General features: G+C 57.0%; 11 protein-coding genes. 9 read left to right on the forward strand and 2 right to left on the reverse strand.

Features of this window, described 5'->3' with window-relative positions; all coding sequences use genetic code 11:
- The first annotated feature begins 314 nt into the window (after positions 1 to 314).
- From HS1genome_RS08625 to HS1genome_RS08640, 4 genes are all read left to right on the forward strand, one after another.
- The gene (locus tag HS1genome_RS08625) at positions 315 to 3170 is read left to right on the forward strand and encodes a DEAD/DEAH box helicase (protein WP_126450482.1); all 2856 of its coding nucleotides are present in this window, start codon (positions 315 to 317) and stop codon (positions 3168 to 3170) included.
- Between the two features lie 1079 nt (positions 3171 to 4249).
- The gene (locus tag HS1genome_RS08630) at positions 4250 to 5500 is read left to right on the forward strand and encodes an outer membrane protein assembly factor BamB family protein (protein WP_126450484.1); all 1251 of its coding nucleotides are present in this window, start codon (positions 4250 to 4252) and stop codon (positions 5498 to 5500) included.
- The gene (locus HS1genome_RS08635; protein ID WP_126450486.1) at positions 5422 to 6537 is read left to right on the forward strand and encodes a hypothetical protein; all 1116 of its coding nucleotides are present in this window, start codon (positions 5422 to 5424) and stop codon (positions 6535 to 6537) included. The genes HS1genome_RS08630 and HS1genome_RS08635 overlap by 79 nt, the downstream gene beginning before the upstream one ends.
- Positions 6537 to 6821 (forward strand): hypothetical protein, encoded by a 285-nt coding sequence (locus tag HS1genome_RS08640; protein ID WP_126450488.1) that lies wholly within the window; start codon positions 6537 to 6539, stop codon positions 6819 to 6821. The genes HS1genome_RS08635 and HS1genome_RS08640 overlap by 1 nt, the downstream gene beginning before the upstream one ends.
- A gap of 717 nt (positions 6822 to 7538) precedes the next feature.
- On the opposite strand, the gene HS1genome_RS08645 is transcribed toward HS1genome_RS08640, so the two are convergent.
- Positions 7539 to 8138 (reverse strand): hypothetical protein, encoded by a 600-nt coding sequence (locus HS1genome_RS08645; RefSeq protein WP_229768086.1) that lies wholly within the window; start codon positions 8136 to 8138, stop codon positions 7539 to 7541.
- An 849-nt stretch (positions 8139 to 8987) separates the two neighbouring features.
- Here HS1genome_RS08645 and HS1genome_RS08650 point away from each other — a divergent pair.
- The 5 genes from HS1genome_RS08650 (at position 8988) to HS1genome_RS08670 (ending at position 12204) form a co-directional block, all read left to right on the forward strand.
- The gene (locus HS1genome_RS08650; RefSeq protein ID WP_126450490.1) at positions 8988 to 9689 is read left to right on the forward strand and encodes a molybdate ABC transporter substrate-binding protein; all 702 of its coding nucleotides are present in this window, start codon (positions 8988 to 8990) and stop codon (positions 9687 to 9689) included.
- 32 nt (positions 9690 to 9721) lie between these two features.
- Positions 9722 to 10024: a DsrE family protein gene (locus HS1genome_RS08655; protein ID WP_197721482.1), complete on the forward strand. Its 303-nt coding sequence runs from the start codon at positions 9722 to 9724 to the stop codon at positions 10022 to 10024.
- A 589-nt stretch (positions 10025 to 10613) separates the two neighbouring features.
- The gene (locus HS1genome_RS08660; RefSeq protein ID WP_126450492.1) at positions 10614 to 11399 is read left to right on the forward strand and encodes a class I SAM-dependent methyltransferase; all 786 of its coding nucleotides are present in this window, start codon (positions 10614 to 10616) and stop codon (positions 11397 to 11399) included.
- A 180-nt stretch (positions 11400 to 11579) separates the two neighbouring features.
- The gene (locus tag HS1genome_RS08665) at positions 11580 to 11807 is read left to right on the forward strand and encodes an AbrB/MazE/SpoVT family DNA-binding domain-containing protein (protein ID WP_126450494.1); all 228 of its coding nucleotides are present in this window, start codon (positions 11580 to 11582) and stop codon (positions 11805 to 11807) included.
- Positions 11767 to 12204, forward strand: a complete 438-nt coding sequence (locus HS1genome_RS08670) for a PIN domain-containing protein (RefSeq protein WP_126450496.1) — start codon at positions 11767 to 11769, stop codon at positions 12202 to 12204. The genes HS1genome_RS08665 and HS1genome_RS08670 overlap by 41 nt, the downstream gene beginning before the upstream one ends.
- Before the next feature lie 2592 nt (positions 12205 to 14796).
- On the opposite strand, the gene cas6 is transcribed toward HS1genome_RS08670, so the two are convergent.
- On the reverse strand, positions 14797 to 15519 hold the full coding sequence (cas6, locus tag HS1genome_RS08675; protein WP_126450498.1) for a CRISPR-associated endoribonuclease Cas6: 723 nt from the start codon (positions 15517 to 15519) through the stop codon (positions 14797 to 14799).
- Between the last annotated feature and the right edge of the window lie 26 nt (positions 15520 to 15545).

The raw sequence follows: 15545 nt of genomic DNA on the forward strand, positions 1-15545 counted from the left end.
TTGAGGTACCACCTGTTTGGACGTTGGGTGACCCTCGTCGTCCCTAGGTGTCTCCTGCGCTAGGTCTCTCCACGAGTAAGTTCCCTCAAAGGGTACCTAACTCGGAACCACGTCACGCCACCTTCCGAGGAACCTCACGAGTTGAGGCCTGTCAGCCGAATCCTCTAAGTGGTGTAAGGTGGGCCTAGCTGGCCTAGGTAAGCCCAGGTAACTACAAGTCAGCCTGAGCCTAGAGCCATACGTCCACCCGAGGGCCAGTATTTTGGGAAGGTCCCAACTCAAAACATTTTAATCACTACAGCAGAGTTTCCGACATGCTCTGCTCTTCCTCTGACCTGTTGTCCTCCCTCGGAGTCGCCTTCCAAGAGTCGGTGGAGAATCCCGTCCCTCCCTCGCTCACCGACATCAAGTTCAAGGACGTGTTTCCCACCCTGTGCTCCAGGGCAGTGTCGTTCTGCGACAAGACCCTCTACCAACACCAGCTGGACGTGATCAGGTTACTCTCGTCTGGAAGGAGTGTGGCCCTGACCGCCGAGACCGGAGGTGGTAAGACGGAGGCCTGGCTGGGATACGCGATGGAAAGGCAGATCTCTCAGGACTTCAGGGCGCTCGCGGTTTACCCGACTAACGCCCTGTCCGGCGATCAGGTGGAGAGGATGTACAACTACTACACACAGGCCGGCTTCAACGTCTCCAAGACGGTCAGGGGGAAGGTGAAGGTGTTCGAGGGAGACCTGGTGAAGTACGACGGGGAGGTGGGTAAGTACGTGAGAGACCTGGGGAGGCCTAAGACCGTCCTCACGAACCCCGAAGTGTTGAAGAACGCCGTGGAGGGCCACCACAAGCTCTCTAAGTTCCTCTCTGGGCTCCGCCTGCTGGTGCTCGACGAGTTCGACTTCTACGGCAGCTTCAGGGCCACCTTCCTCCTTCACCTGGTGAGAAGGTTGAGGGACAGGTACGGCGTGAACCCGCAGGTCGTGGTGATGAGCGCCACGCTCTCCAACCCTTCCGTCGCGAGGCCCTTCGTCGAGTTGGAGCAAGTTGGAGGGAAGTCGTTCAGGCCCAGGAACGTCACCTACTTCCTTTTGGGTAGGGAGGAGGAGGTCAAGAGGATCTACTCTTCTTTGAAACTCGAGGTAAGTTACCAGGACTTCAGGAGGGATTTCTTCAAGTACGCCGCCGACCCCACTTACGCCAAGGCGTTCGCGGGTATATTCAGGGAGAACGGCGAACTGGCGGAACGGTTGCTCTCCGAGTACCTGAAATGCGACGAACTAACGATCGCCTTCGCCAGGGGGATGAACGAGGCCAACAACTTAGTAGGGAGGCTGGGGGTAAAGGTGAAGTACGAGGGAAACGCTGTCGCAGTTCACCACTCGGGAGTGAGCAAGGAAAGTAGGCAGGCCGTGGAGGATGGTATGAGGTCTGGGAAAGTTAAGGTGGTGGTGACGGTCAAGACACTCCTCCAAGGAATCGACCTAGGAAACGTCACGAGGGTAGTTCACGTTGGTCTCCCCTACACGGTGAGGGAGTTCGTACAGAGGGAAGGGAGGAAGGGGCGGAGGTTAGAACTCCCCCAGGTGGAGAGCGTGGTGGTGCCCACCTCGTTGCAGGACGCCGTGCTCCTCTCGGAGTACTCCGAGAGCCTCAAGGAGTGGACGTCCCTAGGGCCCGAGGCCATCGTGGTGAGTCCGGACAACGAGTACCTGAAGCTTTACGACGTGGTGATGGGCATAGACGACGACAGACGCTTCCTGGAGGAGGTGGGGGTGGACCCCGACCACCTACCCAAGTTCAGGTTTTACGACAACTTCGCAACCACCGTTACCAGGTGGGTGCGGGATGGGAACGACTGCAGGGAGCTCGAGGACGTCACGAGGCGGGACCTAGTGGAGAGGTTCCAGGTCGGGTGCGTCGACCCCTTCAACGGAGCTGTCGTGCTCCAGAACGTATGGTCGAAGTCGGACCACAGGTGGACGGTGGTGGAGTCGACGGAGGTGATGCCCACGGACTGTCCGTTCCACGTGGAGCCTATACAGCAGCTAAAGGACGCCGATGGGAAGTACGTTCAGATATGTAAACGGTGGAGAGAGGAGCCCAGGTTAGAGGAGGACGCGAAGAGGGGGAAACTCTGGTCCTCGGTCTCCTTAGATCTCCTCTTCAAGGGAGAGGGGGGATTCAAGATGGCCAAGGAGATAGCCAGGAAGGTGACGTGGTACGTGGAGTCGCGGGGGAGGATAACGTACCCGGACGGGGTGTCTACTTACGAAGTGGACAAGGTGGACCTCGATTACACCCCTCCTTATTGGCTCTCCTACGACTTCCCCACCTACGTTTACGCGTCTGAACTCGATCCGGCAGACTCTGACAAAGTGGAGGAGGGGATGAACTTCCTCCTCGCCGTGCTCAGGCTACGCTTCGGCCTCGACCTGAGGACCATAAACTTCGGCGTCTCGGGAGGGGGACTTCTGAAGGTCTGGGAGAGGGAGCCCGTCGGAGTGCTGAAGGCCCTCAGGGAGGGGAGGTCCGTGGAGCTGAGGGGGAGGGCCCTCAGCTGTAGGTCCCTGTTGGACGAGGTGAGGAACGTCCAGGACTCAAACCAGCTCAGAATGCTCCTCGAGTACCTAGATCCTTACACCTTCAGGAGGATGAACTTCAACGCGAGCAAGGCGGTGGCGGAGAGGTTCGTCCACTACGTGTGCGACACGGTCCCGTTCAAGGTCGAGGAGGTGGAACTCCTCGTGCCCAGGAACCCCAAGAGGAGGGCCGTGGTTCTCGATTCGTTCCTCGGGCGGTACGCTGTGGTCAAGGAGGGGAAGGTGACCCTCTACCAGGACCGAATCGTGGCCTCTAAGGACGCACTGAAGGAGAGCATAGACCTCGACGGCGTCGTGGCGACATACGGCCACCAGGAGGTCGACCCCAAGTTCTCCTCTATGGTGGTGGACGTGGACAGAGAGGTGAACAAGTTGCTCGGAGGTCCGCTTAGCCTGGCCAAGGCCAGGGAACTCCTCACAGGAAGGAGGGACATTTTGGCGGAAGAGAACGATCTCTCCGCCTCGATCCAGGAGGGGAGGTCGGAGGAGGACAAGTTGATCGACCTGTTCAGGAAGAGGGCCGAGACCATCCAACTTCTCCTCAACTTAGTGGACTCCTTAGAGGGGACCTGAGTCGTTATAGGTCGTAGAGCAGCTGGAGCCCAACTCCGTCCAAGCCACCTCGGTAACGCCGAGGCGGTGGGAAACCCCGTGGAGTCCAACGTGGGGGAGCTACTTCTCTGAAAAGTCAGCCTTCGACGATTTCGGTTGAGTACGAGTTCATCGTTCGGTCTCAAACCTTCAGACGACGCTGAGATCCCAGGGAACCCAGGAGACCAACACCTCAACAGACGCTCGGAGAATAGTTGAGGGCCGCGTCTACGCCTATCTCGGAAACAAACTAAGGTCCAAGGAAGGGGACGCGGGGGTCGATGAGAGTTGCGAAAGAGGGGTTTGAAGGGGTTGGAAAGTTTCCATTCACCGCCTATTCTCCCTTAGTACGAGTTCAAACGACGGTTCGCGGGAACTTCCGTAATACTCAAGGTCTGAATGAACGTAACCGAGATGAAGGAGGGGATCGACGTAACTCACCTCCACCCAAACCGTCGTGAGTCCCGAGGTGCCTCGGAGCCTGCGCAGTCCGCCTCCACCGTCGAGGGATGGACCTTTCGGCCAGGAAGCTCCCAGGGCTGGCTAACTCACTTCGACAGGGAAGTAGTACTTTACATTGGCCCAGCGTGTTGAAGGACGGTTGGCCCAGCGTGTTGAAGGACGGTCTGATTGGGAGTCGACACCTGGAGGGACGAGTCAAAGAACAAGACAAAGCGATAACGGACGTGGGCTCCGAGCTCGACGAGAAGTGAAAGGATCCATCGAGTCGCCGAGAGGACAGGGAACGACGAGGAAGGTTGTAATAACTGGTAGAGAGGGTCAGGAGGCCTTTCCCCTTCGTCATGGATCGTGAAGGAGAGCTACGCGGAGGGGAAGAGACCTCGGAGGGACTCTTGGGGTCACCTCACTAGGTTGTCGACCACCTTAGGAAGATCATCGATCTGAACGGTGGGAACCCTCCACGTCCACAGGGAACTGAGGTCGAGTGACCACCCCCCTCGGGAGGAACCTAGGTAATTGCGAGACAGTGGACTGAAGCCCACTCCAGTAAGACATAAAATTCGATAAGACATAAAATTCGATAGGAGCGATCAACAGTTATGAGTTCCCGGCCCCTCCCCGCACTCATCCTCCTGGTACTGGCGGCCTTCACAGTTCTCTCGATCGCGGCTAGTTCCCAGTCCGCCGCCGGGTTCGACGTTACTGCGATGGCCATGTACCCACAGGAAGTGAACGGAAGTTACCTCATCGCGGTCGGAGCGAAGGTCACCACCACCTTCCTGTTCATCTTCCAGAAGACCTGTTACTACCTGGACCTCTACAGCTACTCGGACGGTACTTTAACCCAGCTCTGGAACGTCTCGCTGAGCCACGAGGCCACGGCCGTCGCCCTCTCTCCTAATCTCGTGGCCGTGGGAGTCAGCTCCGGTAGCTCCATCTTCAGTTCGGGGAGTTCCAGCGTCGAGGTGTTTTCTACGTCGGGGAGCGGGATGTGGAGCGTGGAGTACTCTTACCCCACCGTCACGTCGCTCGCAATTTCCTCCGCCGACCAGGTGGCTGTGAGCGTAGGAGGGCCGTCCCCCGAGGGCGCCGTCTACGTTTACGACGAGTCGGGAGACCTGCTCTGGAACTACTCGCCGTCGGGTTACTTCGGCGTCCACCAGCTCCTCTTCACTCCTGCGGGAGACCTTATAGTGGGCGCCGGGAACGGTTACGCCAACGGGGGGTGGGTGATCGACTTCTCCCAGACGGGGCGCGTGTTGTGGAACGTGTCTACCTACGACCCCACTTCCCTGGCCCTCGGGCCCAACGGGGTAGTTGTGGGGGCCTACGTTTCCTACGCATTCGGGGGGGACAACTACGTCCTGGAGATAAGCGATGGGAGGCTGCTCTGGGTGAGGGACCTCGGACCCAACTCTCGAAACACCTCCCTAATATGGGTCTCCGACTCCCCCAACTCAGCCCTCTCGGCGGTGGCTGGAAACTACGGACTCCACTTCGTCACGGGCGACGGGGTTTACGTGCTCAACTACTCCCTCCCCTTCGGTGACTCGGAAGTGGCCCAGTCCTCCAACGGTTCAGTCGTAGCAGTGGCCGAACTGGGCGGATCCCAACTCCTGGTCTTCGACTACGGCGAGGAGATCGGGTCCTACAGTGTGGGACAGATCAGATCCCTGGCAGTGAACTCCCAGGGGAACCTGATCGTGGTGGGAACGTCCAACGGGTTGCAAGCAATACAAGTCACTCCCTCCCCATCGCGACGTTCACGGTCGTGTCGCAATTGCCGTCCTTCTACGTCGGGGACGTGGTCGCTTTCTCCAACTCCACCTACCACCTCCCCGCCCCAGTGACCTTGAAGCTCCCCACCAACTCGACACGGGGAAGCGTGAGGTACCTGCTAGACTCGCTGCAGGTGTTGGGCTCAGGGTCGGGACTCGACCTCGGACCAGGGATATACTTGGTGAGGGCCAACTACACCCTCCAGTTCCTGGTCGAGGTCGTCTACCCGCAAACTACCTCCAGCGGTTGGTACTTCTCGGGCTCGCTGATAACGTTTCCCTCCCTGATCCAGGTGAACTCCACGGTGAGGTACTCCCTAATCGGACGGTCCACCTTCACCGTCACAGGGCCCGCGAACGTCACTCCCGACTACGTGAAGCAGTACCTTGTGACCCTCTCCCTCCCCAACGGGACCCTCTCGTCGTGGATCGACCAGGACGCTGTGGCGACTATCCCGGCCCTGATCCAGGTGAACTCCACGGTGAGGTACTCGCTAGTGGGGCCCTCGACCTTCATTGTGACCGTGCCGGCCGAGCTCACTCCCGACTACGTGAAGCAGTACCTTGTGACCCTCTCCCTCCCCAACGGGACCCTCTCGTCGTGGATCGACCAGGACGCTGTGGCGACTATCCCGGCCCTGATCCAGGTGAACTCCACGGTGAGGTACTCCCTAATCGGACGGTCCACCTTCACCGTCACAGGGCCCGCGAACGTCACTCCCGACTACGTGAAGCAGTACCTGGTCGTAATAGACGGTAACTCGTCTTGGATGGACCAGGGATCTACCGTGAGGCTCTACCGGGAGGTCGGCTTCCCGTTCAACGTCAAATGGGTCGGGACCTACAACGTGAGCAACGGTCGGGTGGTGAACGTGAACGGTCCGATCGTGGAGAAGGCGGTGCGAGTCCTGAGCTTGGTCTCCCTTGCAGAGGTCGTAGTGCCCGTTGGAGGGGCGGGAGGGTTGGCCTACGCTCTGAGGAGGAGGACGAGGTCCGCGAGGACTTTCGTCGGGAAAGGGGAACTCGTCTTGGTGAACGGTGTTGTGGCGGTGGTCGTCGAAGTGAGGAGGGAGGACGGGAGGAACGTGTACTACGTCGACTTCGGGTAGTGCAGTTTAAACTCGAGGTCTGGACGGAACCAGAGGCAGGGGAGGCAGTTGGTCGTACCGCAGGGTCCAAACTCGAGGTCTGGACGGGGGCTTCCGCTGTTGAGTGGAACGCGGCAGAGAGCAATGGAAAGGACTTCGTCCTCGGAGAGTTGACGCCTCGAAGTGCGAATCACTCCACACTTCTCCCTTCCGTCAAGGATCCACGGCCTGGTCTATGGGTCGACCTCTCAGGGGGAAAGCCTGGAGCGCTGGGAGGGGAGGTACCTGGGAATTCCCACCGATGACCGGTTCAGGTGAATGATTTCCACCTCCACCCTAGAGTTGATTGTCCTTGGGCCAATTGCGAAGGACGAGCGAGATCGGGATCCTTACCAACGTTTCGCCCGAGCGTTCAACGTCGAGTTCTCAACTTCCCTCCTCAGCCTACTTCGTCTTAGTGCGGTCTCACATCCCTAGAGCCCCCACTCGCCTGGCCTCACGGAAGCCTGTTAGTTGTCCTCACACAGTGCGAACTCCACGTTCATCGCCGGAGGGAAGAGCCCGACATCCTTCAATTGTCCTCACCGGCGTTCCGTTCTAGATTCTGAACGGAGTACCGAGGTTCTAAAGCGTGGCCTCCGAGACGTCTTCCTCAGTTCCGGTTGGACGTCAACGAGGAGATCACCACGTCTGAAATCCTCTATGGTACTTCGCACTGGAGTGTGCGGCGTCGATCTCCACATCGTCTGAACTCGCCAGAGGTTCTCTTCGGAGCGTTTCGGGGTTCACTCGGGTCAGCTTGGAACTCGTTCACCTCGTCGAGTTTCGCGGGCGAGTCGCTCGTTTCGTACAGTGAAGAGTTAACTCTTTCAGGTGAACTCGGTGAAATCGTCTGCGTGCGTCCCGCCCAACTGTTTCCTCATTGCGAAACCGCAACGATCTCCCCTTTGTCGTCCTCTTAATTTTTCGAGGAGTCGAGAAAGCCTTCCTGGGGGTTAGTTTAGGGGCGAACTGACATATTTTCACCTCATTACCTTAGGTAAGTACAGTAGTCCCTCCCCGACCCTCACGAACTCTATCGTCCCTATCCTGTAGGCGTGACCGTTCACGATCACCACGATCCATAAGACGGGGGTTTCGGAAGGATCGAAGGTTTGTTCCATTACGACCCAGTCACCGTTGGGGGTGGACACCGCATCGAAGCTAGCCCTAAACGTCTGGTTCCCGGCGTAGACTGTGGAGTTCAAAAACGTCACGACATAGGTCCGAGAGGACCAGCCGCTGTACACCGCGGGCGGCACGTGGCCGGGCGAGAAGGACGATGGAAGGTAAGTACAGGGGTTAGCTCCGAGGGGAACCTCCCCTGCCGCGAGGAATACCCTCCCCGAATAATGGGGTATCGTAACTTTGACGGAGTACCGCAGGCCGAGCGACGTCCCACTGATGTCGTTGGTGTGAACGTCACTAACGTTGTATACGCACACGTGAGGTGTCGTGACGCTCGCGGTGAAAGTGTTTGCCATCTCCTCGACGGTAGGTGAGGACAACGACGGGACGCTGGCCCAAACCAGGTAAACCGCGGCGAGTGTGAGGAGAGCGAGATATGTCGACTTACGGGTCACGGCCTTTCACCGTCCCTCCCAACTGAAGGGGGTACGGAATCGCGCTGTAGAAGTTTTGGCCGCTGGGTCCACCACGTTGTAAGAAGGGTCGAGGTAAACTGAGTCCCGACCGTACTGCCGACCTTCCCCTCTTTGGGCCGAAGGGTAGAGGGATCGTTCTCGGGTTCCTTTCGTGGGCCAGCTACGACGCCCGTCCGCCAGTCCTCTACGTGATTTGGAACCTCTCCGACTTCACTCGTCACGGCCTGCACCACCACGTCGGAGTACTTTCTAACTCCGAACGATCGACGAACCTTCTTGGCGGTCCGTGTAGGGTTCCCCTGGACGATACGAGGCGTCCCAAGCGTTCCACCACCGATCTGCTACGTATCCCTACAATCCTTTCCGACGCGGTGTACGCTCGTCCTCGTCAACCCACTCAGTGGGGCTTTCCCTCGGCCACGCGAGCGGACAGTACCCTCCTACCGTCGGTCGTATCTCAATGGCAGGAGCTTCCGTGGCCTCCTTTAAGCGAACTCTCCGTGGTCTGTGGGAACTGCGGTCTGAAGCGACATTTCCACCGTTCGGAAGCCCTCAGGTGCGGCCTGTTTAGGGCACAGGGACCGGAGGAGGTCGCGAGAGGGGAAACCTGGACCCGAGGGCGGCCCCCGTTCCGACGTCGATCTGGGGGCGACCTCCGTACTTGGGGTACGTCAGGAGTCGGGTCTGGAGACCTCTCGGGAGGGGGACGTCGTGTCCCCGTGTAGAAGTCCAGGGCTCCTCCGTCGACCTGGGAAGGGGATTCCCCGTGGCCAGTTCAGGTCGCCCCGCACCAGAACGTTTTTATTTTAACCCGTGCAGGGGAGCATCATGTTGGACCTCACGCTGGAGGGCTTCGATTTGCTCCAGGACTTGTACGGTAAGCTATCCGGAGTGAAGTTCTTCGCCGCCGGGAACCAGTGGTTCGTCCTAGAGGAGCTCGTTCCAAGCATGGGAGACGTCTTCGTCGAGACCCTGCCTCCGGGAGCGATCGTGAGGCAGATCGCGGGGGACGTGGTTAAGATAGGCAACCTGTCGATAGACGTCAGGCCCGACGTGGTGTCGCTCCCGCCCTCCATGATGCGGCAGGTGGCGGACCTCGTGAAGGACCCCGTGGAGTACGTGGAGAACGAGGTCGTGGTCGCCACCAGGTTCAGGATGAAGGACATGTGCGACCTCGCTGGAATGAGGGTCGCCTTGCCCAACCCCGAGATCGAGGGTATAGGGGAGGTGTTCAGGAGCGCATACGAGGAGGAGTGCGGAGACTACTCCACTTTGAGGGAGAGGAGCTACGTGACAAAGGTGCATCACAGGGAGACCCCGGCCCTAATGAGGAGGGGACTGGTGGACGCGGGGGTGGTTTGGATGACCGAGGCCGTGAAGTGGGGACTCGAGAGCGTCCCCACCGGAAGGAAGGGGAGATTGTCCGTGGCCGTCACCAAGTTCGGGAACGGGGGCGAAAGGGTGAAGGACTTCCTCCTCTCTCAGGGCAGGGCCGTTTACGAGAAGTACGGCTTCAAGTGGTTGGGGTGAGAGCCTTGCCGGATCCCGAGGGAGGGCGCGCTTTGAAGGTGGTGGTACAGGTAGCCAACGACCCGGAGAAGGGGGTGAATTCGGTGATCAACTTGCTGAGGGAAATGGACGTGGGGGAGGTCGAGGTGGTCTTCCACCAGGACGCGATCAACGCGGTGCTAGACCCCTCCCTGGTGGGTAGGCTCCACCCAGCCAAGGTGGTGGCGTGCAGGAACTCCCTGAGGGCCAGGGGAATAGACGAGTCGACACTCCCTCGTGGGACCGTGGTAGTCGACGCCGGGGTGGCCGAGATAGTGAGGAGGCAGGCCGAGGGGTGGATCTACTTGAGGGTCTGAGGAGCGTTAGACCGCCTCCGCCGGTAGACTCGCACCTCCACCGAGTACCCTTCAAGTTACCCTTCCACCCCCTTAAGGACACACGTCCTTCCAGGGGACCTCGGCCGACGAAACGCCTCGACGTCCTTCGAAAGCGGATCGAGGGGCTCTTCCCTCCCCTCGACGGTCGGCCTCGATTTCCTCCCTTCGGCCTTCTACGAAACTTCGTCCACGACGAGGTTGAAACCCATTGAACCGCCATCGAACGCCAGAGTCTCTCCCATGGGGAGGCCTAACGGTTTCCTCTCCGGGCCCCCTAACCGGAGGTCCCCCACTAGGTGAATTTTCCGTCTCTCCGCTGTCCCGAAAAAGCCCCTCGAGGGGGGCCGAGATCGACGGTCCCGAATCGTGCAACGCGTCGATCGCCAGCCTCCGCTACCAATAGACGAGGTCGCGGAGGAACCGATCGTGCTCCCGGACGTCTTTCTGGACCCGTTACGCCCGACTAGAGCGAGAGGAAGAACCAGCTACGCGTGAGGAAACCTCAAACTAATTTGCGCAGACCTGACGTCCGAAATACTTATAAGTAAGTTATTAAGTAGGTAATATTGTGTCAGCTTTCGACCGGTTCGCCGAAGAGTACGACTCTTGGTTCGTGAAGAACCGCAACGTGTTCCTCTCGGAGCTCGGTCTGGTTGAGGAACTCTTGAGGGGAGAGAAGGAGATCTTGAGCGTTGGATGCGGCAGCGGACTATTCGAGGCCGCGCTCAGGGAGAGGGGGATCGTAATTGAGGACTGCGTGGAGCCTTCGGAGATGGGGAGGATAGCTCGAGCTAGGGGGCTAAAGGTGTTGAGGGGTTTCGCCGAGGAATTACCGGTTCAGACCAACTACAGTACGGTCCTCATGAACGGCGTGATTCACTACTTGAACGACCCAGTTAAGGCACTGCTGGAGGTGAAGAGGGTACTGAAGGACGGGGGGCACTTAGTTCTCTGTTGGGTCGCGGGGGAGGGCTCATACGGCCTCCTCTATAGACTCGCCTCCGAGGTCGGTTGGGAGGACCTTAGGGACGTCTCCCCCGAGAACCCCTACCCCGCGAAGTTCTTGGAGGGAGCCAAGTGGCCGACCGTGGACGAGGTGAGGAAGCTTCTGGCCCAAACTCGCTTCAGGGAAGTCGAGGTCATGCAGACCTTGACGCGACATCCCAAGTACTCCAACCTGGAATACGAACTCCCTTCCCCAGGATACGACAGGGGAGACTACTTGTGCGTCAAAGCCCAGAAACTCCGAACCGAGGAAGGACAGTTCTCCTTCGAGCGAAAGGACCTAATGGCGCCCCCAAAGGGCGAACAAGGTACCAACGAATCACCGGCGGGTCGAAACTCGTCTACGTGAAACGGCGAACGACGGGTTCAGGGCTCCGCGACAGATTCGTTTTCCTTTAAATTTGGAAAAACATTGCCCCTTCGAGCGAGGTAGAGCTTGAGGAGATGGCGGGAAGTAGTCGTTGGGGGAGTGTCTCGGGGCAAAGGGGATTCAGATTAAGCTTATTAGTCTGATTGATCAGATTATCCCGTGGACAGGGTGATAAGGGTCGGCAAGAGGAACTCCATATACCTTCCTAAGGACGTGGCCGAGAGCATTAACGTAAAGGAGGGGGACAAGTTGGTCCTGGTGAGCAAGGGAGACAGGCTGGAGCTGATCCCCTTGAGGAGACCCTCTAAGTACTGGACGGAGATCGACGTCGACGAGGTGGAGGAAGTTGGAGAGGAAGTTAGCAGATCTCTCGGAATTGATCGTTGACACCACTTTCCTACTCCCCTTCCTCGGAGTCAAGGTCAGGGGGATCGAGAGCGATCGGCTCCTCGAGGGTAGAACTGTTTATTACCCCTCCCTCATGTTGGTGGAGCTCCTCGCGGTGGTGTTCAAGGAGGCCAAGAGGTTGAAGTTGAGGAAGGTGCCCGAGGAAGCCATAGTTGGTTTGTCCTACCTAGTTAGCTCCCTCAGGTTCGTGAATTTGGAGGGTCAGGACGTACAGGTGGCCTACGACGTGGTGAGTAGGGGGTGGAACGACGTGTTCGACGCGACGTTGTACTCCGCCCACGCTACCACCAAGGTTCCCGTGGTCACCGCCGATCGCTCCTTTTACGACTTCCTGAAGAGGAACGGTTTCGACGTCGACGGAGTGATACTCGTCTGATGGGGAGGACCTTTCCACTCAACACAGAACGAGGTGAGTCGTGTTCCAAAGTCGTCGGTGGACCTCCGTTCCTCTTCCCTTTCGGAGGGTGTACCCCAAGGACGGAAGAGACTCGCACAACTGACGATTCCTCACTCCGACCGCGGTCGAGGTTCCCACTGGAGTGTCCTCTCGCCCGATGTTTCCACGACCCGTCGACGATCCCCTCGTCTAAGGGGGCTCCTCCGGGGCGACTCCCATCTTCGAAGGGTGGGCTCGGTCTCTAAAGCAGTTGGGACCCCCTTCGCCCCGAAACTTCCTGAACTCCAGAGGAGGATCGAGACCCCAGCCTCATCGCCCCTCCTCCACAGTAAACGCGGACTTTCGAGATGACACTTTGAAGAAGTACAGACGAAGAGTAGGGGTCGAGGAGGACCAACTCGGGTGGGCAACTTGGAGCTGCTCGACAAGAGGGGAAGATCGAGGAGAGATGCGGGAAGACGGTTTAGGGGAAGGACTGCGATCCTTGGGGCTCGGCGAGGTCGCGGGGGTCTTCGCGAACTGCGACGGAAGGGGTTCAGAGGAAACCGTAAGGGGTGCACGGAATTGGAGGGTCGTGGAAGGACAGGAGGTGTGACCGTCTCCCGATCCGGACCTCCTACTCCCGGACGGCCGTAAACCATCCCCGTAAGCCCCTTCGAGAGGCCACGAAGTTCCCCTCTGGAACTCCGTACCCTCCGTCGAAAGCGCAATCGGGACCCTGTTTAAAAGTTTGTTTATTCGTAATTACCTCGCTTACTTTTCTAGTTTTCAGTAACACCCGTCCTTCTGTTTGAATGAAATGAAATCTTTTGAAGCCGATTCGCTCTTCTTTCAACACTAATGATGGTATTACGGAAGGGAGTTTCTCATTTTCTTGAAAAGCAGGCTCATCCCTTCCATTTGGGGTGACCAACGTTGAGGCGTGTCAAGGGGAAAATTCAATTTCAATTAAAGAGAATGAATAAGTTCCCAATGTCTTGAACTAAAGTGGGGTAAGACCCTAGTCGGGGAGGCCAATGTCGCGACCCTGACGTTGAGGAACGTTCCTGGTCCGACGTACGACCCGCCGAGGGGAAGACGGCGTGGAGAGAAAAACAGTTCGAAACAAAGGCTAGTACTCGACTTCCTAGAAAGAGTCCCGAGAAATGGGATCCAGGCGAATCCGAAGGTGCTCGTTGTGATGGCACTTCACACATGCCCTCGAGCACGTTGTGAGGACAGCGAACCTAAACACAATCCGATTCGTGGAGAGAAAGGTGGGGAGGAGCCTTCCGACCCTGAGGGCCCACACCGATTTCCTCAGCGCTTCTTGGACGGGCCTGGAGGACTGCTTTACGGCCAGGAGAAACTAAGCCTCCACCCCATCTGACTGACCCGCGAGCTCGGCACCTTCCCCGCCGTCCAGAGGCCACCCCACCGACGGTCCCGCTCCCAGTAAATAGACCCGCAGAGGCCAGACTGGGCGTGTCATGTAAGTCTTTTGAATTTAATTTTCCCGTTACTAATAAGGATTGTTCTGATTATATCCTTTTATAAGTCAACATTTATTATTATATTTATTTTTTAGGATATTCATTTTCAAGATACCATTCCGACATCTTTTCAAGGCCGAATAATCCACCTTTGATTCACTTCTCCCACCGGCTGTGCGAGCTACGTTTACACTTAAATCCCTTCAATAGAATATTTTCCACGAAACAAAGTCTAGGGTTCGGTGAGCTTCAGTGCTTTCGGCTAGAAGAATATTTGCATTGATACCATCGAGGAGTTGAGGATTCCAAAGAAGTACGAGGAGAAGAACCAGGTAATCAAGGTGAAGGTTCGGTCGGATCTCACGGTAGACGGGGAGAGCCGTGGCCATCTCAGATGGATGTGGGAGGTTGGAGAGATTTTGTGCTTACTTCAAAAAGGCGAGAATCTAAACGTCCATGTAGAGAGACAATTCTCTGAACGAGGAGCATTGTTTTTAGAACGACAGTCAAACAGACCTAGCCCGAATAAGCCCTAGGGAATTGATTAGGGAATCGATAAGGAGGGCTTGGTGTTTTCGTAGACCTGAATGAGGGCATTTACGCTTCCATCGATTGTAGTTAACGTAATAGTTCGCGAGGCGATAAGGACGACCAATGTCGAGCTCTGAGGGGGAACTCCCTCAAGCCGTGAGTCTAGGCCCAGTTCTAAGGAGTTGACAGGATGTTCACTTGGACGGTCGGGAGTAAGCTGGAAATAGCCTTCAGTTCGACTCTCGTCAACCGGTTGTACGTGAACTACAACTACCTCAATTTACACCTTCTCACAACGAGACGGTCTCTTTGAAGGAGTTGGCCATTAGGAATGAATGACCAAGCCTATGGTCTGTTCTAGTCTAACTGTGGTTGAGAACGTCTGGACTTGGAGAGAGGTTTGTCCAAAGCGATCGCGTTTCATCACTCTGGTTTAAAGGTCGAACTTGAGTCGTCAAAGCGTGAGGTATAAAAACCACTGAGACTTCTCCCTTCGCTGAGCTAGTTGCGAAGTTCGAGTATTCACCAAAGCATCATGAACTCGGGAGGTTGGAGGTAACGAGTCCTTTTAGCCTAGTAGGTCCCTCACACTTATTCCTTGAAACTCGAACATACCGAACCCCTGACTGTTCTTTGTTCCTAGACCTGCCAAGTAACCTATCATTATCGCGGTCTTCGGCGCGTTAAATTTGAACCTACCCATTGCCCCCACAACGACGTTCCCCTTGTACATGGTTACTGTCCTCCTCCACTTCAGGAACCGAACCCTGACGGGAGACTTGATCTCCCTTCCCGTCACTACCTTGACTTTCCTTTTCACGTTTAGCTCCAACCAAAGAGAGTATTCCTCTTGATGAGGGAGGAGGTACTTCGTCACCTCGGTCTTCTTTGTGACCACCACTGGAGAAAGGGTGTAGAACTCCCTGTTCTCCAAGTTAGGGAACTTCACCACCCTCATGCTGTCCACGGTGAGCTTGGCCTTTCCTATCCTCACTTCAGGGTGCTCTCCGAAATTCTTCATCAATGCCTTCATCTGCTTCGAGAACACAGAGGAGACACAGAGGTAGACAAAGTCTTTGAACACTAGGTCTTCTCCTCTCCTCGTGAAGTCTCCGTATAACCTAGAGAACGTGAAGAGTTTGAACCTCCTCGGACCCTCCTTGACTCCACCGTCATGAAGTAACTTCCTGGTTCTCTCAGGAAGCCGACGATATATGAGTGACTGAACTAAGTAGTTATAGTGAACGGGCACCTCGCCCGACAGGACCCTGAGCTTAAGACATACCCTCAAAGGAAAACTATCCCTCTCCCTTCACA

It is taken from the genome of Sulfodiicoccus acidiphilus (assembly GCF_003967175.1).
Classification (GTDB): Archaea; Thermoproteota; Thermoprotei_A; order Sulfolobales; family Sulfolobaceae; genus Sulfodiicoccus; species Sulfodiicoccus acidiphilus.

Coding starts and splice junctions, on each gene's coding strand:
- HS1genome_RS08650 (WP_126450490.1), top strand. CDS start 8,988: ATGTTGGACCTCACGCTGGAGGGCTTCGATTTGCTCCAGGACTTGTAC.
- HS1genome_RS08625 (WP_126450482.1), top strand. CDS start 315: ATGCTCTGCTCTTCCTCTGACCTGTTGTCCTCCCTCGGAGTCGCCTTC.
- HS1genome_RS08630 (WP_126450484.1), top strand. CDS start 4,250: ATGAGTTCCCGGCCCCTCCCCGCACTCATCCTCCTGGTACTGGCGGCC.